At 65.3% G+C, this 17,241-nt stretch carries 18 protein-coding genes; 11 read left to right on the top strand and 7 right to left on the bottom strand.

All coding sequences use genetic code 11. The annotated features are described in order from the left end of the window. Positions 1-3 precede the first annotated feature (3 nt). From mgrA to AC4D2W_RS08625, 7 genes are all read left to right on the top strand, one after another. Positions 4-1,050 (top strand): L-glyceraldehyde 3-phosphate reductase, encoded by a 1,047-nt coding sequence (gene mgrA, locus AC4D2W_RS08595; protein ID WP_490926471.1) that lies wholly within the window; start codon positions 4-6, stop codon positions 1,048-1,050. A gap of 117 nt (positions 1,051-1,167) precedes the next feature. After that, positions 1,168-2,334, top strand: a complete 1,167-nt coding sequence (gene alr / locus AC4D2W_RS08600; protein ID WP_490926472.1) for an alanine racemase — start codon at positions 1,168-1,170, stop codon at positions 2,332-2,334. Further along, positions 2,331-2,888 carry a tRNA (adenosine(37)-N6)-threonylcarbamoyltransferase complex ATPase subunit type 1 TsaE gene (tsaE, locus tag AC4D2W_RS08605; protein ID WP_490926473.1) on the top strand — a complete coding sequence of 186 codons (558 nt, stop codon included), beginning with the start codon at positions 2,331-2,333 and terminating at the stop codon, positions 2,886-2,888. The genes alr and tsaE overlap by 4 nt, the downstream gene beginning before the upstream one ends. Before the next feature lie 63 nt (positions 2,889-2,951). Then, complete coding sequence (gene tsaB, locus AC4D2W_RS08610; protein ID WP_490926474.1) at positions 2,952-3,620, top strand: tRNA (adenosine(37)-N6)-threonylcarbamoyltransferase complex dimerization subunit type 1 TsaB; 669 nt, start codon at positions 2,952-2,954, stop codon at positions 3,618-3,620. 38 nt (positions 3,621-3,658) lie between these two features. Beyond that, positions 3,659-4,129, top strand: a complete 471-nt coding sequence (rimI, locus tag AC4D2W_RS08615) for a ribosomal protein S18-alanine N-acetyltransferase (RefSeq protein ID WP_490926822.1) — start codon at positions 3,659-3,661, stop codon at positions 4,127-4,129. Continuing rightward, positions 4,126-5,193 (top strand): tRNA (adenosine(37)-N6)-threonylcarbamoyltransferase complex transferase subunit TsaD, encoded by a 1,068-nt coding sequence (gene tsaD / locus AC4D2W_RS08620; RefSeq protein WP_490926475.1) that lies wholly within the window; start codon positions 4,126-4,128, stop codon positions 5,191-5,193. Before rimI ends, tsaD begins: the two co-directional genes overlap by 4 nt. 102 nt (positions 5,194-5,295) lie before the next feature. Next, positions 5,296-5,856, top strand: a complete 561-nt coding sequence (locus tag AC4D2W_RS08625) for a maleylpyruvate isomerase N-terminal domain-containing protein (RefSeq protein WP_490926476.1) — start codon at positions 5,296-5,298, stop codon at positions 5,854-5,856. Between the two features lie 16 nt (positions 5,857-5,872). Here AC4D2W_RS08625 and AC4D2W_RS08630 read toward each other — a convergent pair whose 3' ends face one another. Further along, positions 5,873-7,021 carry a glutamate--cysteine ligase gene (locus tag AC4D2W_RS08630; protein ID WP_490926477.1) on the bottom strand — a complete coding sequence of 383 codons (1,149 nt, stop codon included), beginning with the start codon at positions 7,019-7,021 and terminating at the stop codon, positions 5,873-5,875. Between the two features lie 171 nt (positions 7,022-7,192). On the opposite strand from AC4D2W_RS08630, the gene AC4D2W_RS08635 reads away from it, so the two are divergent. Next, positions 7,193-8,005 carry a shikimate 5-dehydrogenase gene (locus AC4D2W_RS08635; RefSeq protein WP_490926478.1) on the top strand — a complete coding sequence of 271 codons (813 nt, stop codon included), beginning with the start codon at positions 7,193-7,195 and terminating at the stop codon, positions 8,003-8,005. Here the strand turns inward: AC4D2W_RS08635 and AC4D2W_RS08640 are convergent. Then, positions 8,002-9,228 (bottom strand): class I SAM-dependent methyltransferase, encoded by a 1,227-nt coding sequence (locus AC4D2W_RS08640; RefSeq protein WP_490926479.1) that lies wholly within the window; start codon positions 9,226-9,228, stop codon positions 8,002-8,004. The two genes, AC4D2W_RS08635 and AC4D2W_RS08640, sit on opposite strands and share 4 nt — an antisense overlap. Before the next feature lie 54 nt (positions 9,229-9,282). On the opposite strand from AC4D2W_RS08640, the gene AC4D2W_RS08645 reads away from it, so the two are divergent. Beyond that, complete coding sequence (locus tag AC4D2W_RS08645) at positions 9,283-10,455, top strand: MalY/PatB family protein (protein ID WP_490926480.1); 1,173 nt, start codon at positions 9,283-9,285, stop codon at positions 10,453-10,455. Positions 10,456-10,558: 103 nt separating this feature from the next. Here AC4D2W_RS08645 and AC4D2W_RS08650 read toward each other — a convergent pair whose 3' ends face one another. From AC4D2W_RS08650 to AC4D2W_RS08670, 5 genes are all read right to left on the bottom strand, one after another. Continuing rightward, the gene (locus tag AC4D2W_RS08650) at positions 10,559-10,858 is read right to left on the bottom strand and encodes a hypothetical protein (RefSeq protein WP_490926481.1); all 300 of its coding nucleotides are present in this window, start codon (positions 10,856-10,858) and stop codon (positions 10,559-10,561) included. A gap of 132 nt (positions 10,859-10,990) precedes the next feature. Continuing rightward, on the bottom strand, positions 10,991-11,749 hold the full coding sequence (locus AC4D2W_RS08655) for an iron ABC transporter ATP-binding protein (protein WP_490926482.1): 759 nt from the start codon (positions 11,747-11,749) through the stop codon (positions 10,991-10,993). Then, complete coding sequence (locus AC4D2W_RS08660; protein ID WP_490926483.1) at positions 11,746-12,786, bottom strand: iron chelate uptake ABC transporter family permease subunit; 1,041 nt, start codon at positions 12,784-12,786, stop codon at positions 11,746-11,748. The genes AC4D2W_RS08655 and AC4D2W_RS08660 overlap by 4 nt, the downstream gene beginning before the upstream one ends. After that, a complete protein-coding gene (locus tag AC4D2W_RS08665) occupies positions 12,779-13,837 on the bottom strand; it encodes an ABC transporter permease (protein WP_490926484.1) in 1,059 nt (352 codons plus the stop codon). Before AC4D2W_RS08665 ends, AC4D2W_RS08660 begins: the two co-directional genes overlap by 8 nt. A 62-nt stretch (positions 13,838-13,899) precedes the next feature. Beyond that, positions 13,900-14,850 (bottom strand): siderophore ABC transporter substrate-binding protein, encoded by a 951-nt coding sequence (locus tag AC4D2W_RS08670; RefSeq protein ID WP_490926485.1) that lies wholly within the window; start codon positions 14,848-14,850, stop codon positions 13,900-13,902. Between the two features lie 362 nt (positions 14,851-15,212). On the opposite strand from AC4D2W_RS08670, the gene groES reads away from it, so the two are divergent. After that, positions 15,213-15,509: a co-chaperone GroES gene (gene groES / locus AC4D2W_RS08675; RefSeq protein ID WP_152219702.1), complete on the top strand. Its 297-nt coding sequence runs from the start codon at positions 15,213-15,215 to the stop codon at positions 15,507-15,509. Between the two features lie 80 nt (positions 15,510-15,589). After that, positions 15,590-17,203: a chaperonin GroEL gene (groL, locus tag AC4D2W_RS08680; protein ID WP_490926486.1), complete on the top strand. Its 1,614-nt coding sequence runs from the start codon at positions 15,590-15,592 to the stop codon at positions 17,201-17,203. The last annotated feature ends 38 nt before the right edge of the window (positions 17,204-17,241 follow it).

Raw genomic sequence — 17,241 nt, forward strand, 5'->3', positions numbered from 1 at the left:
GCCATGACATATATTGCCGCGGATAACCGCTACGATTCCATGCCCTATCGACGGGTCGGCCGCAGCGGGCTGCACCTTCCCGCCGTGTCCCTCGGACTGTGGCACAACTTCGGTGACGACAAGAAGTTTGAAACCCAGCGCGAGATCCTCCGCAGGGCCTTTGACCTGGGCGTGACCCATTTCGACCTGGCCAACAACTACGGTCCGCCCTACGGTGCTGCTGAAACAAACTTCGGCCGCCACTTCAAGGACGACTTCCGGCCGTACCGGGACGAGCTCGTCATCTCCTCCAAGGCCGGTTACGACATGTGGCCTGGGCCCTACGGCAACTGGGGATCCCGCAAGTACCTGCTCGCCAGCCTGGACCAGTCGCTGGAGCGCATGGGCCTTGACTATGTGGACATCTTCTACAGCCACCGCCCCGATCCGGAAACCCCGCTGGAAGAGACCATGGGCGCCCTGGACACGGCCGTACGCTCCGGCCGTGCCCTCTACGCCGGCATCTCCTCCTACTCTCCGGAGAAGACGATTGAAGCTGCACGGATCCTGCGGGAAATGGGAACTCCGCTGCTGATCCACCAGCCCTCCTATTCCATGCTGAACCGCTGGGTGGAGCATGGAGATCCGAACCTGTTTGCCGCATTGGAAACGGCAGGGGCCGGTTCAATCGCGTTCTCGCCGCTGGCCCAGGGGCTGCTCACCAACAAGTACCTCAACGGGGTGCCTGAAGACTCGCGGGCTGCTGCCGGCAAGTCGCTGGATCAGTCCCAGCTCTCCGAAGACAACCTCCGGCGGGTGCGGGCGCTCAATGACCTGGCCGAATCCCGCGGCCAGACGCTGGCCCAGATGGCCATCGCCTGGGTGCTGCGCCCGCAGGCCGGCGGCGGAGCCATTACCTCCGCTCTGGTGGGTGCCTCGAGCGTGAAGCAGCTGGAGGACAGCCTGGCGGCGGTGAACAATCTCGACTTCACGGCCGAGGAACTGGAAACCATCGACAAGCATGCCGTTGATTCCGACATCAATTTGTGGGCCGCCGCGCTGGAAGCCTAATCCGTGCGGCTGCAACCGCCTCCTGGCGCTGCAGCCGGCGGCCTTTCCCGCAGGGTTTCCCCTGCACAGGATTTTCCTGTGCAGGGGAGCCCTCGTCGAAAATGAAATAATGGTCGAGTGAATGACCAACAAGCTGCTCCCGCCGCCGAACGCCAGGCCCTCATTGACCTGGCCGCCGTGCGGCACAACGTCCGTCACCTCGTTCGGCTGGTAAGCCCCGCCCGGGTGATGGCAATCGTCAAGGCCGATGCCTACGGCCACGGTGCCGAGCAGGTGGCACGCACCGCTCTGGAAGCCGGAGCCTCCTGGCTCGGCGTCGCCCACATCACGGAGGCCCTGGCGCTGCGAAGCGCCGGAATGGCTGCGCCGGTCCTGGCCTGGCTGCATACCGTGGACAGCCCCTTCACTGAAGCCGTAGCCGCCAACGTTGACCTCGGCATTTCCGGATGGGAACTGGAATCCGTGGTGGCAGCCGCCCGGAAACTGCAGATCCCGGCACGCGTGCACCTGAAGATCGACACCGGGCTGGGCCGCAACGGCTGTCCGCCGGACAAATGGGAGGCCCTTGTCAGCCGGGCGCTGGCCTATCAGGAGGAGGGGCTCCTGCGCGTGGTGGGCATCTTCTCTCACTTCTCCGTGGCCGATGAACCGGACCGCCCGGAAACCGACGAGCAGCTGGAACGGTTCCGCACCGCCGTCGCCGTCGCCGAAGATGCCGGAGTGGACCACGAAGTCCGGCACATCGCCAATACCCCGGCGGCGCTGTCCCGCCCGGATTCACACTTTGACATGGTTCGGGTGGGCCTGGGACTCTACGGCCTCTCGCCGTTTCCCGGCCAGACGCCGGACGAGCTGGGCCTGCGCCCGGCCATGACGCTGAAGACCACCATTGCCAACTGCAAGGAAGTTCCGGCCGGCCAGGGAGTTTCCTACGGGCTGCGCTACTCCACCACCGAGCCCACCACCCTTGCCCTGGTGCCGATGGGCTACGCCGACGGCGTTCCGCGGGTGGGCACCGGCGGTCCGGTCTGGGTGGACGGAAACGTCTATCCGGTGGTGGGCCGCATTGCCATGGACCAGATGGTCATTGACCTGCAGACCACCGGGATCGCGGGAACCGGCAAGGACTTGGTGGGCCGGGAAGCCGTGCTGTTCGGCGGAGTCGGCCTGCCCTCGGTGGATGAATGGGCCGAAGCCAGCGGCAGCATCAACTACGAAATCATCACCCGCATCAGCCCCCGCGTTCAGCGGAAATACATCGACTCCGAGGCAGCCCAGGCATGAGCGAAGAATTCAGCACCAGCGCATCGGCGCCGGTATGGGAAGAAGAAATCCGCACCACGGACGCACTGCAGACACAGGCAGCGGCTGAAGGGTTGGGCCGGCAGCTGGCGGCGGGGGACCTGCTGCTGCTGACCGGGGAACTGGGAGCGGGCAAAACCACGTTCACGCAGGGCCTTGGCCGCGGACTTGGAGTCCGCCCTGGAATTATTTCCCCGACATTCGTGCTGGTGCGCATCCATCCCAGCCTTGGCCAGGGCCCGGATCTGGTGCATGTTGACGCCTACCGCCTCGGTTCCAGCGGTGAGATTGACGACATCGACCTGGAAAATACGATGGACACCTCGGTCACCGTCGTGGAGTGGGGCCGCGGCCTCGTGGAGCACCTTTCCGACAGCCGGCTCGACATCACGATCATCCGTCCCACCGGCGGCGGGTCCGCGCCGGTACAGGGAACCGCCGGCCTCAGCTTCGACTACGACGACGATCCCGACGAAGAACGTGTCATCCGCATCGCCGCCTACGGCCCGCGGTGGAAGGACACCCGGCTCTCCTAAGCAATTGCTTTCCCCGGCCGGCCGCGGAAAGCGGGCACCCAAAGGAGACGTAAAATAGGCACCGTGCTTATTCTCTCCATTGATACCTCCGCTATTGCCAGTGCGGCACTGCTGACCGGGGAAGGGGAGATCCTGGCCGAGTTCGCCACGGAGGACACCCGTTCCCACGCCGAAGTGCTGGCACCGGGCATCTCCGACCTGATGGAAACCGCCGGCGTCAGCGCCGCGGAAATCGATGCAGTTGTGGTCGGGGTGGGGCCCGGGCCCTTCACCGGGCTGCGCTCCGGCATTGTCACCGCACGCACGCTCGGCTTCGCCTGGAACAAGCCCGTGCACGGGGTCATGAGCCTTGATGCCATCGCCGTGGATGCAGCCCTGGACGCCTGGCGGCTGGGCGTCGACGAATTTGTGGTCACCACCGACGCCCGGCGCAAGGAAGTGTACTGGGCGCATTACCGCAGCACCGGAGGAACAGCGCAGCTCCTGGCCGGACCGTTCGTCACTGACCCCGCAGAGGTTCCGGACCTGCCGGCCTACGGTGCGGGCGCCGGACTGTACCCGGAGGTGCTGCGCGGCGTCGCGGACTTCGCCGGCACCCAGCCCACGGCCGCCGCCCTCGGCCGCACCGCCGTCGTGCGCCTGGTCCGCGGCCTGCCGCTGCTGGACACCACGCCGCTATACCTGCGCGAGTCCGACGCCAAGGTTCCCGGACCGCGGAAGCGCGCCCTGTGAGCCGCGAAGCCGGAACCGCCGGAACCGCAATCCGGGCCATGACCTTTGATGACATAGCAGCAGTGGACACCCTGGAGCGGGCACTGTTCCCGGTGGACGCCTGGCCGCTGCAGATGTTCTATGACGAGCTCAACCAGGCCGATACGCGCTCCTACTACGTGGCCTGCGACGCCGCCGGCACAGTGATCGGCTATGCCGGGCTGATGTGCGTCCTGCCGATCGCCGACGTGCAGACCATCGCCGTGGCGCCGGAGGCCGAAGGAGCCGGAATCGGCTCAGCTCTTCTGGCCACGCTCATTGACGAAGCCAAGTCCCGCGGTGCCGAAGACGTGCTGCTGGAAGTGCGGGCGGACAACCCCCGGGCGCAGCGGCTCTACCGCTGGTTCGGGTTTGAACAGATCCACATCCGGCCGCGCTACTACCGCGACGGCACGGACGCACTGATTATGCGGCTGGCCCTTTCCGCCTGGGACGGGTCGCCGCGCGCAACAATGAAGGACGGGAAATGAACCGCACCGAGCCCCTGGTGCTTGGCATCGAATCATCGTGTGACGAAACCGGCGTCGGCATTGTCCGCGGCAGTGCCCTGCTGACCAACACGGTGTCCTCTTCCATGGATGAACACGTCCGCTTCGGCGGCGTCATCCCTGAGATTGCCTCCCGCGCCCATCTGGATGCTTTTGTGCCCACGCTGCAGCAGGCCCTGGACGAGGCGGGGGTGACGCTGGCGGACATTGATGCCATTGCCGTGACCTCCGGACCCGGGCTGGCAGGGGCGCTGATGGTGGGCGTGTGCGCCGCCAAGGCGCTGGCCGTTGCCACCGGCAAGCCGCTGTACGCGATCAACCACCTGGTGGCGCACGTGGGCGTGGGCGTGCTCGACGGCGGTGAACTGCCGGACAATCTCGGTGCGCTGCTGGTTTCCGGCGGCCACACCGAAATCCTCAGCGTGAAGTCGCTGACCGGTGACGTGCAGCTGCTCGGGTCCACCATCGATGACGCCGCCGGTGAAGCCTATGACAAGGTGGCCCGTATCCTCGGGCTGGGTTATCCCGGAGGGCCGGCCATCGACAAACTGGCCCGGCAGGGAAATCCCAAGGCCATTCGCTTTCCGCGCGGCCTGACCCAGGCCAAGTACATGGGTTCCGCGGAGGAGCCCGGCCCGCACCGCTACGACTGGTCCTTCTCCGGTCTGAAGACTGCGGTGGCCCGCTGCGTGGAAGCATACGAAGCCGCCGGCGAAGAACTGCCGGTGGCGGATATTGCGGCTTCCTTCCAGGAAGCGGTGGTGGATGTCATTACGGCCAAGGCGGTCCTGGCCTGCACCGAACACGGGATCACGAACCTGCTCTTGGGCGGGGGCGTGGCGGCCAACTCCCGGCTCCGCGAGCTGACCCGGCAGCGGTGCGAGGCCAAGGGCATTTCCCTGCGGGTGCCGCCCATTTCCCTGTGCACCGATAACGGGGCCATGGTGGCCGCGCTGGGAGCCCAGGTGGTGATGGCAGGTGCCGAGCCGTCCGGCATCGGGTTTGCGCCGGATCCGTCCATGCCGGTCACGAGCGTCCACCTCTGACCCGCAGCACCCGGGCACCGGATATTGCCGCCGCCTCTTCGGCGGGGCGGCGGCCGAAGCTATATTGGCGTTTATGTGGCAATTGCCTAACGAAGGAACGTCATGCCTGATGCGATGGTGCCCGGCGCCAAGACGAAGTTTCTGGAAACCAGTGCTCCCCTGACCGAGTCGGTCGGGGAGCTCACTGCTGAGCAGTGGGCGGCCGAGTCGGCCTGCTCGGGCTGGAGCCGGGAGGATGTGGTGTTGCACCTCATCGATACCCAGCGCGAGTTTTTCGCCGGCCACGGAATACGGCTCGGGCCGCCGCCGGAGACCGGTGATCCCGCGGCCGCATGGCGCACCCACCGGCAGGACGTGGCTGATCTTCTCTCGGACCCCGATGTTGCCGGACACCGGTTTGAGGGCTGGTCCGGAGAGACCACGGTGGGCAGGACCCTGAACGATTTCTACGGCTTTGACATGCTGGTGCACGGCTGGGATGTCCTCGCAGGAACCGGAGCTGACCGGGTGTTCTCCGACGCCGAGATGGACGATCTGGAAACCGCCATCGCGGGGTTTGGCGACCAGCTGTACGCGGAGGGAATCTGCCGGGGCCCGCTGGCCGCTCCGGAGGATGCGGACCGGCAGACCCGCATCCTGGCCCGGCTGGGCCGCCGGGGCTAGCCGGCCCGGGTCCTGCTTAGGCCTCGCCGCGCAGCTGCCGGATTCCGTCCTGAACGACGGCGCGCAAATCGCCGTCGTTCTCTGCCGCGATCCTCCGCTGGCGCTGGTAGCCGGCGCCGCGCTCAATGATTGCGGCTACGTCCGCCAGTTCGGCAGAGCAGCCGAGCTTCTCAGCCACGGGAGCCAGGCGGGGGAGGACATCCTCCAGGAGATGGTCCGTCACGAGCTTTTCGTTGCCGGCGGCATCGAGGATGATGATGGCGTCCAGTCCGTAACGGGCGGCGCGCCACTTGTTTTCCTGAACATGCCAGGGCGGCATGGTGGGAATGGTTCCGCCGTTTTCCAGGATGGTGGAGAACTCGTCCACCAGGCACTGGGTCAGGGCTGCCAGGGCGCCGACGTCCTCAATGGTGGCCATGCCGTCGCAGATGCGCATTTCGATGGTGCCCAGGCCCGGAACCGGGCGGATGTCCCAGCGGATTTCACTGATGGAGTCGATGACCCCGGTGGTGAACATGTCCTGCACATAGGACTCGTACTCTTCCCAGGAGCCAAACTGGAAGGGCAGGCCCGCTGTGGGCAGCTGCTGGAACATCAGGGCCCGCTGGGAGGCGTAACCGGTGTCCTCGCCGGACCAGAACGGGGAGGAAGCGGACAGGGCCTGGAAGTGCGGGAAGTAATTCACCAGCCCGTCCAGGACCGGCAGCACCTTGTCCCGGCTGTCCAGGCCCACGTGGACGTGCACTCCGTAGATGAGCATCTGCTGGCCCCACCACTGCGTGCGGTCAATCAGCTTGGCGTAGCGTTCCTTGTCCGTGACCGGCTGCGAGCGCGGTGCACTGAACGGATGGGAACCGGAGCAGAACAGCTCAACGCCCATCGGGTCGGTGACCCGGCGCAGCACTTCCAGGGAGCGGGTCAGATCCGCCTTGGCATCCGCAACGGTGGTGCAGATGCCGGTGACCAGCTCAACGGTGTTTTCGAGCAGTTCCTGCTTGATGTGCGGATGCTCGTCGCCTTCGTTAATGTCCGGGTGGGCGGCGCTGACGCCGCGCAGGACCTCATCGGCTACTGACATCAGCTCGCCGGTTTTCCGGTCAACAAGTGCCAGCTCCCATTCAACGCCGAGGGTTGACTGTGCCGACTGGGCGAAACCGATGTGCAAACTGTCTCCTGCTGTATACGTAACCGTTGGAGGAACTCGGTCCCGCATCAAAGCGCGTGAGAACCTCATTCAATCCTAGCGGCGGGAAACCGGGATGCCGTCCACTCCCCGAAGCCCGTCCGCTCGCCGAAGCCCTGCCCCTTCGCGCGAGTGCCCGGACATAATGGGAGCATGCCCATCCTGAATAAAGACATGACGCTGTGCATTTCCCTCGCGGCGAGGCCGTCAAACATCGGAACGCGTTTCCACAACTACCTGTATGACCTGCTGGACCTGAATTATGTCTACAAGGCGTTTGCCCCCGCGGACCTTGCCCAGGCCATCGCGGGCGTCCGCGGCCTGCCGATCCGCGGCTGCGCGGTCTCCATGCCGTACAAGGAAGACGTCATGGCGCTGGTGGACCGGATGGATCCCTCGGCGCAGGCAATCAGGTCGGTAAACACCATAGTGAACGACGACGGCGTCCTCACCGCCTACAACACCGATTACCTCGCCATCGCGCGGCTGCTCCGTGACCACCATGTCCCGGTCTCCTGGTCGGTGCTGCTCCAGGGATCGGGCGGCATGGCCAAGGCTGTGGCGGCGGCACTGCGGGATGCGGGATTCTCGGACGTCACCATCGCGGCCCGCAACGAGGCGACCGGCCGGGCGCTCGCTGATCTCTATGACTTCAACTGGCGGCCGGAGACCGGTGAAAGCACCGCGGACCTGATCATCAACGTGACGCCGCTGGGTATGGCCGGAGAACACGAAAATGTCCAAGCCTTCTCCGAGACCACGCTGGCTGCCGCGCGCACGGTGTTCGACGTCGTCGCGCTGCCCGCCGAGACGCCGCTGATCACGGCAGCCCGGGCCGCCGGCAAAGCCGTGATCACCGGTGCCGAAGTGATAGCAATCCAGGCGGAAGAACAGTTTGTGCTGTACACCGGGGTGCGCCCGACCCCGGAACAGGTCCGGGCTGCCAGCGAGTTCTCCCGCGCCTAGGCCGGGGCAGGCGCGGGTACCGGCTCCACCACAACCGCCACCCGGTCTTCCCCCAGACGGGTCAGGATCAGGGTGGCCTTGTTGCGGCCCTTGCCGGAGCCGGTCAGCAGCTGCTTGCGCACTTCTTCGGGCGTGACGGACATGCCGCGCTTTTTGATGTCCAGGACACCGATTCCGTTGGCCTTGACCCAGGCCTTGAGCGCCTTGACGTTGTACGGCCGGACTTCCAGCACCTTGTAGGCGCGGGCAAAGGGGGTTTCCAGCAGTTCGGGAGCCCCGATGTAGGCGATGTGCGGATCCAGCAGATGCCCGCCGAGGGAACGCGCGATGTCGGCGACCAGGCCCGCACGGATCACCGCGCCGTCGGGCTCATACAGGTAGGCATCAACGGGGCCGACTGAAACATCCTCCTCGCCGGGGGCATAGTCCAGGGGCGAGGTCAGCTCGGCCGCACCGTTGGGCCCGATCACCAGGGCCGCCCGGCGGACCCCTTCACGGCGCAGGGCGTTGAACCACAGCGTGGCCTCGGTGACGTCGCCGTCCACGGATACCCACTGCACCTCACAGTTTTCCGGCAGCGCCTCGTGCGGGATGCCGGGGCCCATCTTCACGCCCACCGGCAGGCCGCGCCCGGCCAGCGCTTCCACGAAGGACAGGGGCGGGGAGAAGGCCTCGGGATCAAAAATACGGGTGGTGCCCGAGGTGGAGGTGGTGCGGCGGGCAGGATCCAGCCAGACGCCGTCGAACCCGCTCAGGTCAAAGTCCTCGGCCGCGCCCTGCACCACCGACGCGTTGGGCCAGGGCATGAGGTTGATGGTTGCGGCAGCGGCGGTGATCTCGTCCAGCTCCACGGCTGTGACCTTCCGGTCCAGGGTGGCCAGGGCCAGGGAGTCGGCACCGATGCCGCAACCCAGGTCCGCAATCTTCTCCAGCCCGGCCTGGACATAGCGCTGGGCGTGCAGGGCCGCGACGTTCAGGCGGGTGGCCTGCTCCAGCCCCGGTGCCGTGAACAGCATGTGCTCAGCAAACGGCCCGAATTTGGTCCGCGCCTTCATCCGCAGCTTCGCCTGGGTGAGGACGGCGGCGACGACGTCGGGGGAGTGGCCGGCCTTGCGCAGGTCAGTGTTCAGCTTGAAGGACTCGGACTCCAGATACGGGCCCAGGGAGTTCAGCAGCTCCCAGCCTTCGGAGGTCAGAACATGGGCAAGGGAGGTATCGGGCATGCTTACCAGCGTAGTAGTTCTGCCGCCGCGCACGTTAGCTGTAGGTTGGGCGGCATGACGAAGATTGCCGCCGAACCGCTGTCCGTGCTGCGTGCGCGCACCAGTTACAAATGGCAGACCTATCCGGCTGACGTCCTCCCGCTGTTCGTGGCGGAAATGGACTATCCGCTGGCCGAACCCGTGCAGCAGGCGATCATCGGCAGGGTCCTTGCCTCGGACACAGGCTACGTTGCCGGACCCGATCCCGTTGCCGCAGCCTTTACCCGGTACGCCGGACGGACCTGGGACTGGAATCCGGACCCCGGGGACGTACGGACCACCACCGATGTCAGCGTGGCCATCGTGGAATGCCTGCGCCAAACCGTGCCCGTGGACGGCTCGGTGGTCATTACCCCGCCGGTCTACCCGCCGTTCTACGAACTGCCGCTTGAAGCAGAGGCTTCAGTGGTTGAGGTTCCCCTGCTGCTCACCGGCAGGGGCTGGCAGCTGGACCTGCCGGCAGTGGAACGGGCCTTTGCCCGCGGTGCCGATGCCCTGCTGCTGTGCAATCCGCACAACCCGCTGGGCATGGTGCACTCCGCGGAAACCCTGCACGCGCTCGCGGACCTGTCCGCCAAGTACGGGGTTGCCGTGATCAGCGATGAGATCCACGCACCGCTGACCTACGCGCCCAACACGTTTACCCCCTACCTTTCGGTCTCGGACAATGCCCGCGAATTCGGCATCTGCGTCACGGCCGCCAGCAAGGGTTGGAACATCGCCGGAACCAAGTGTGCGGTGATGGTTGCCTCCAGTGCCCGCACCCGCCTGCAGCTGGACTCGATGCCGGCGGAGGTGTCCGCGCGGACCTCCATCCTGGGACTGCACGCCGCGGTGGCCGCGTACGACGACGGCGGACCGTGGCTGGCGGGCGTCCTCGCCTCCCTGACGGACAACCGGCGGCTGCTTGGCGAGCTGCTGGCAGCCGAGCTGCCCGAAGTTACCTACCGTCCGCCGTCGGCCGGCTACCTGGCCTGGCTGGACTTCCGCGGCCTCGGCTGGGGTGCGGACCCCGCCGCAGTGGCCCTGGAACAGGGACGGGTGGCCCTGGAACCGGGCCTGAAGTTCGGCCGGCTGGGGGCAGGCTTTGCCCGGCTGAACTTTGCCTGCTCACCGGAGGTACTGACCGAGGCCGTGGCGCGCCTGGCCCGGGTGCGGGAGACTTCAGCGGGCGGCGACCAGCCCTGAGGACCGGCAGGCTGGAAGGGTGCTGCCCACCTTCTCCAGCTGCCTGCTCAGGTTCATTTACGGGGGGATCTACTGGGCGGCCCGGCTGCCACACCGGGCGGAGTTAGGCCGCCGGGGCCAGGATGCTCAGCTGCCGCGGCGCAAGAGCCGCCGGCCCGCGCCCGCCCAAAAGGGGCAGCGCCCCGGTTTCGGACGTACGGCGCAGCTCCGAGAGAGCCTCGGGGGTACTCGTGGCCTGATGGAGGTCCAGCACCACGTTCAACCCGGGGAGCGTGGCATTGGCGCGGCGGGCCAGCACATACAGGACCCTGCTGTTCTGTTCCGTGACCCTGCCCCGCACCACCAGCCGTATCTGGCTCAGATCGATGTCGAGCTGGATGACGACGCGCAGCTTGGGCTCCATGGACGGCCTTCCTCAGTGTGCCCGGCCCTTTGGCCGGATCCCCACGCTAAAAGGCGCCCGTGGCGCGCCGCAACGGTGGAGCCCGATACTCCGTCAGACGGAGCCCACTTTGGGCGGGGCGGGGTCAACGGACTAGGCGAAGTAAACGCCGATCCGGTTGCCGTCGATTTCTTCAATCCTGATATCGATGTCATAAATGTCGCGCAGCACCGCCGGCTGCATGATCTGCGCCGGGGGTCCCTGGTGGATCAGCCGGCCCTCGCGCATGGCAATGATGTCGTCGGAGTAGCAGGAGGCAAAGTTGATGTCGTGGATGACCAGGACCACAGTTTTCCCGAAGTCGTCCGTGAGCCGGCGCAGCAGGCGCATCATTTCCACCGAGTGCTTCATATCCAGGTTGTTCAGCGGCTCGTCGAGCAACAGGTAATCGGTGCCCTGGGCCAGCACCATGGCAATGAAGGCCCGCTGGCGCTGGCCGCCGGAGAGCTCATCCACAAACCGGTCCGCCAATGCCGTGAGGTCCAGGTAGGCCATGGCTTCGTCGATAAACGCCTTGTCGGCGGCGGTGGGCCGTCCGCCGTTGTACGGGTAGCGGCCAAAGCCCACCAGGTCCCGCACGGTGAGGCGGACCGTCAGTGTGTTGTCCTGGCGGAGGATGGCCATTTTGCGGGCCAGATCCTTGCCCGGGGTTGCCGTGACATCCAAGCCATCCACTTCCACGGTTCCGCTGTCCATCCGCAGCAGCCGGGAAACCATGGACAGCAGGGTGGATTTTCCGGCGCCGTTGGGCCCGATGATGGAGGTGATGCCGCCTTCCTTGATCTCGCAGCTGACGGAGTCGACCACCATCTGGCCGTTGTAGGACTTGGAGACGCCGGTTACGGAGATCATTTGACGTTGCCTCTCAGCAGCAGGATAAGGAAGACAATGCCGCCTACGAACTCAATGACGATGCTCAGCGCGGTGTCGAACGCGAAGATCCGTTCCAGGACCAGCTGTCCGCCCACCAGGGCAATGATCCCGAGCAGGACGGCGATGGGAAGCACCGCCGTATGGCGGAAGTGGGAGCACAGCTGGTAGGCAAGCGAGGCAACGAGCAGGCCGAAGAACGTCACCGGACCCACCAGGGCGGTGGAGACTGCCACCAGCACGGAGCAGATCACCAGCGTGGCGGTAACAGCGCGGGTATGGTTCACGCCGAGGTTGACGGCGGTGTCCCGGCCCAGTGCCAGCACATCGAAGGACCGGCGCATCCGCCAGGCCGGGATGCTGACCAGCACCACGGCAGCGGCGGAGTACCCCAGCAGCGCGCCGTCCACGTTGTTGAAGGATGCAAAGAACAGATCCTGCAGGATGATGAATTCGCTGGGGTCGATCAGCCGCTGCAGCAGGGAGGAAAAGCCGCGGAACATGGTGCCGAAAATGATGCCCACCAGCAGCATGAGGTGCAGGGACTTGCCGCCGCCGGTAAACAGCCAGCGGTAGAGCAGGAACGAGAAACCCACCATGAGCACGATTTCGATGACAAAGCGCAGCGGTTCGGACATGGTGAGGACAAACTGCCCGCCGAGGACAAAGACCAGAACGGTCTGCAGCAGCACATACAGGGCGTCAAAGCCCATGATCGAGGGTGTCAGGATGCGGTTGCAGGTCACCGTCTGGAAGAGCACGGTGGACACGCCCACGGCATAGGCCACCAGGATCATGGAGGCAACCTTGACGGCGCGGCGGGGAAGGATGTATCCGAGGTTGCCGCGCAGTTCGATGGTCATGAAGAGGGCCACGAGGGCGGCGGCGGCAATTCCGAGCGTAATGATCCAGAACTTGGGCGGCAGGGACCGCACCGGATGCCGGCGGTGCGAGACAAGGGCGGTGGGAAGCGGGCTGGTGGGGGCTTCAGCGCCGGATGTGGTGCCGGATTCAGCCACGGGAGGCACGCTTTCGCAGGAGCAGGTACAGGAACAGGACGCTGCCGATGGCGGAAACGATCACGCCCACCGGAATCTCATACGGGTAGCGGATGGTGCGCCCGATGATGTCGCAGGCGAGCACAAACCCGGCGCCGAAGACCGCCACCCAGGGCACGGCCCGCCGGACGTTGTCACCGATCAGCAGGGACACCAGGTTGGGAACTATCAGGCCCAGGAACGGAATGGAGCCCACGCTGACAACGACGACGGCGCTGATCAGGGACACGATGACCAGGCCCAGGGCCATCACCCGGTTGTAGTTCAGGCCCAGATTGGTGGTGAAATCCGCGCCCATGCCGGCAACCGTGAAGCGGTCCGCCGCCAGGTAACCGATGACGGTGAGGATTCCAACGATCCACAGCAGCTCATAGCGGCCGCGCAGGACACCGGAGAAGTCCCCGACCATCCAGCTGTTCAGGGTTTGCAGCAGATCCGTGCGGTAGGCGAAAAAAGTGGTGACAGCGGAAATGACGCCGCCGAGCATGATGCCCACCAGGGGAACAAGGAGGGTGTTGCGCAGCGGAAGGCGGCGCAGGATGAGCAGGAACAAGGCGGTCCCGGCCATGGCAAACACCGTGGCCGTGGACATTTTCATCATCAGGGACGCGCCGGGCAGCAGGACGGTGACCACCAAGATACCCAGCGACGCCGATTCCACGGTGCCCACCGTGCCCGGTTCCACGAACTTGTTGCGGGCCATCAGCTGCATGATCAGCCCGGCGACGCTCAGCGCCGTGCCCGCGAGGATGACGCTGAGGGTGCGGGGAACCCGGCTGACCCAGAACACCTGCCAGGCAACCGGGTCGCCGGACAGCAGCGAGGACAGGGAGACGTCGCTGACCCCCACGAACATGCTGGCCACGGCCAGCACCAGGACCGCAGCGGCACCCAGGGCAAGGCTTGCAGCGGTACGCGGAAGCCGCCGTCGTCGGGGGGGTACGGCGGCGGAGGGTGGAAGCGGTGCCGGGGGAGGAACCTGGCTGGGGGCGGGCACGGCGGCGGCGCTCATAATTCTGTCCGGTCTCGTTTGGGTTCCGGCTCCGGCGCCGGAACCCAAACGGTGAGAGAGGGTTAGGAGACGGCGTCCTGAACGGTGGAAACCATGCTGTCCACGTTGTTCAGCCCGTATCCGACGAGGTACCAGCTGGAGGCATCCAGCATCGTGATGTTGCCGTTCTTCGCGGCCTTGGTGCCGTCCACGAGCTCATTGCTCATCACGGCGGAAGCGGCCTCGCCGCTCTGGCCCACGGCGACGTCGCGGTCAATCACAAACAGGTGGTCGGGATTCTGGCTGGCAATGAATTCCGCGGTGATGGACTCGCCGTGGGAGCCCTCGTGCTTGATGTCGGCCACCGGTGTTACACCGAGGACGTCGTGGATGATGCCGAAGCGGGAACCGGCGCCGTAGGCGGTCATTTCACCGCCGCTGGTCATGACGATCAGGCCGGTGCCGGCCTCCGCTGCAACGGGTTTGGTTTCCTCGATGCGCTTGTCGATCGCGGCGAGCTTTTCCTCAACCGTGTCTTCCTTCTCGAAGATGCGGCCCAGGGTGCCTGCCGCTTCCTTGAAGGAATTGATGGAATCCGCAGCGTCCACGCTGAGGTCGATGGTGGGGGCAATCTTGCTGAGTTCCTCATAGGAGCCCGCAACACGGCCGGAGATGATGATCAGGTCGGGGTCGCCTTCGCTGATGGCTTCGAAGTCCGGCTCCTTCATGCTGCCGATCTTCGCGTACTCGTCTCCGGCGTACTTGGAGAGGCTTTCGGGATACGTGGCGGCAGGGACACCGTCGACATCGACGTCGAGGGCATCCATGGTGTCCAGCGCACCCAGGTCAAAGGTGTACACGGTTTCAGGATTGACCGGAACCTCGGTGCTGCCCTGGGCGTGCTCCACGGTGATCATGGACGGCTCGGCCGAGGCATCCGCCGAGGCTTCGGTTTCCGATCCGCAGGCGCTCAGCGCAAGAAGGGAAGCAAATACGGTCCCGGCAACAAGGCGGGACTTGGTGGGAGTTTTCACGGTAGGGCTCCAACTGCTTGGGTCGATCGTCCGGCCCGGTGGGGAACCCCACCAATAGGACAGATATTTTCATTAGGACACAAAAACATTTGCTAATTCTGCGCGCCTTTGAAAACTACCTTGTTAGGACAGCCTAAGCAACTTTGGCATCTCATGAGGTAACGCATATTCTCCCCGCGGCACTGAATGCCGCGAAAATTGGCACTCGCCTTGACCGAGTGCCAGCCCTTGCATAAAGTCGGACCTAGCACTCTCCTAGGGAGGGTGCTAATTCCCGAGGGAAGCGCCAACCGGCACCGCGACGACGGCCAGCGCCCACCGACGGTCCCCATCCGTTAGTAACTACGCAAAGGAGAGCCCGAGTGTCGGTCTCGATTAAGCCCCTTGAGGATCGCATTGTTGTCCGCCCCCTCGAAGCCGAGCAGACCACTGCTTCCGGCCTCGTCATCCCGGACACTGCAAAGGAAAAGCCCCAGGAGGGCGAAGTTGTTGCAGTAGGCCCCGGCCGCGTTGATGACAACGGCAACCGCGTCCCCGTGGATGTTTCCGAAGGTGACGTTGTCATCTACTCCAAGTACGGCGGAACTGAAGTCAAGCACGGCGGCCAGGAGTACCTGGTGCTGTCCGCCCGCGACGTGCTGGCCATCGTCGTTAAGTAGTTGAAAAAGGGAAGCCCCGGCCAATCTGGCCGGGGTTTTCTGATGCAGGTGCAGATGTAGCTGTCGGAAAGGACACACACATGGCAAAGCAATTGGAGTTCAACGACTCCGCCCGCCGCTCGCTGGAGGCCGGCGTCGACAAGCTGGCCAACACCGTCAAGGTGACCCTCGGCCCGCGCGGCCGCAACGTAGTGCTCGCCAAGACCTGGGGCGCTCCCACCATCACGAACGACGGCGTGACCATTGCCCGTGAAGTTGAGCTGGATGATCCGTACGAGAACCTCGGCGCCCAGCTGGCCAAGGAAGTCGCCACCAAGACCAACGATGTTGCCGGCGACGGCACCACCACGGCCACCGTCCTGGCCCAGGCCCTGGTCAAGGAAGGCCTGCGCAACGTTGCTGCAGGCGCAGCTCCGGGCCAGCTCAAGCGCGGCATGGAGACCGCTGTGGAAGCAGTGGCCGCACGCCTGCTGGAAAACGCCAAGGAAGTTGAAGGCAACCAGGTTGCGCACGTCGCTGCCATCTCCGCGCAGAGCATGGAGATCGGCGAGCTGCTGGCCAAGGCTTTTGACACCGTCGGCAAGGACGGCGTCATCACCATCGAGGAATCCTCCTCGACGCAGACCGAACTGGTCATCACCGAGGGCATGCAGTTCGACAAGGGTTACCTGTCCCCGTACTTCGTGACCGATCCGGAACGCCAGGAAGCCGTCCTCGAAGACGCGCTGATCCTGATCAACTCCGGCAAGATTTCCTCCGTGGCCGAATTCCTGCCGCTGCTGGAAAAGGCGCTGCAGGCCTCCAAGCCGCTGTTCATCATTGCCGAAGACATCGAAGGCGAAGCCCTGTCGACCCTGGTGGTCAACAAGATCCGCGGCACCCTGAACGTGGTTGCCGTCAAGGCTCCCGGTTTCGGTGACCGCCGCAAGGCCATGATGCAGGACATCGCCACCCTCACGGGTGCGCAGGTTGTCTCCCCGGACCTGGGCCTGAAGCTGGACCAGGTTGGCCTGGAGGTGCTGGGCTCCGCCCGCCGCATCACGGTCACCAAGGACAGCACCACCATTGTTGACGGAACCGGCTCGGAATCCGACGTCGCGGACCGCGTCGCCCAGATCCGTGCCGAAATCGAACGCACGGACTCCGATTGGGACCGCGAAAAGCTGCAGGAACGCCTGGCCAAGCTTTCCGGCGGCATCGGCGTAATCAAGGTTGGCGCAGCCACCGAGGTTGAGCTGAAGGAAAAGAAGCACCGCATCGAAGACGCTGTGTCCTCGACGCGTGCTGCCCTGGAAGAGGGCATTGTGGCCGGCGGCGGTTCCGCGCTGGTCCACGCTGCCAAGGCCCTGGACACCGATCCCGAGGTCCTCAAGCTTGAGGGCGACGCCGCCACTGCAGTGGGCCTGGTGCGCCGCGCCCTGGCACAGCCGCTGCGCTGGATCGCCGAAAATGCCGGTGCCGAAGGCATGGTTGTTGTCGCCAAGGTCACCGACCTCGAGGTCAACAACGGCTTCAACGCCGCCACCGGCGTGTACGAGAACCTGATCGAGGCCGGCATCATTGACCCGGTCAAGGTCACCCGTTCCGCCCTGCGCAACGCTGCGTCCATCGCCGCGCTGGTCCTCACCACCGAAGCTCTTGTGGTGGAGAAGCCGGCCGACGACGACGATGAAAGCAACGGCCACCAGCACTAGGTGACCTGTTAGCCCCGGTGCCCGCGGAAAACCCGTGC

It is taken from the genome of Arthrobacter sp. TJ-58, from assembly GCF_058269295.1.

Bases quoted from the DNA above. Each gene is read 5' to 3' on its own strand.
- mgrA (WP_490926471.1), top strand. From the start codon at position 4: ATGACATATATTGCCGCGGATAACCGCTACGATTCCATGCCCTATCGA.
- tsaE (WP_490926473.1), top strand. From the start codon at position 2,331: ATGAGCGAAGAATTCAGCACCAGCGCATCGGCGCCGGTATGGGAAGAA.
- rimI (WP_490926822.1), top strand. From the start codon at position 3,659: ATGACCTTTGATGACATAGCAGCAGTGGACACCCTGGAGCGGGCACTG.
- tsaD (WP_490926475.1), top strand. From the start codon at position 4,126: ATGAACCGCACCGAGCCCCTGGTGCTTGGCATCGAATCATCGTGTGAC.
- AC4D2W_RS08625 (WP_490926476.1), top strand. From the start codon at position 5,296: ATGCCTGATGCGATGGTGCCCGGCGCCAAGACGAAGTTTCTGGAAACC.
- AC4D2W_RS08635 (WP_490926478.1), top strand. From the start codon at position 7,193: ATGCCCATCCTGAATAAAGACATGACGCTGTGCATTTCCCTCGCGGCG.
- AC4D2W_RS08640 (WP_490926479.1), bottom strand. From the start codon at position 9,228: ATGCCCGATACCTCCCTTGCCCATGTTCTGACCTCCGAAGGCTGGGAG.
- AC4D2W_RS08645 (WP_490926480.1), top strand. From the start codon at position 9,283: ATGACGAAGATTGCCGCCGAACCGCTGTCCGTGCTGCGTGCGCGCACC.
- AC4D2W_RS08650 (WP_490926481.1), bottom strand. From the start codon at position 10,858: ATGGAGCCCAAGCTGCGCGTCGTCATCCAGCTCGACATCGATCTGAGC.
- AC4D2W_RS08655 (WP_490926482.1), bottom strand. From the start codon at position 11,749: ATGATCTCCGTAACCGGCGTCTCCAAGTCCTACAACGGCCAGATGGTG.
- AC4D2W_RS08665 (WP_490926484.1), bottom strand. From the start codon at position 13,837: ATGAGCGCCGCCGCCGTGCCCGCCCCCAGCCAGGTTCCTCCCCCGGCA.
- groL (WP_490926486.1), top strand. From the start codon at position 15,590: ATGGCAAAGCAATTGGAGTTCAACGACTCCGCCCGCCGCTCGCTGGAG.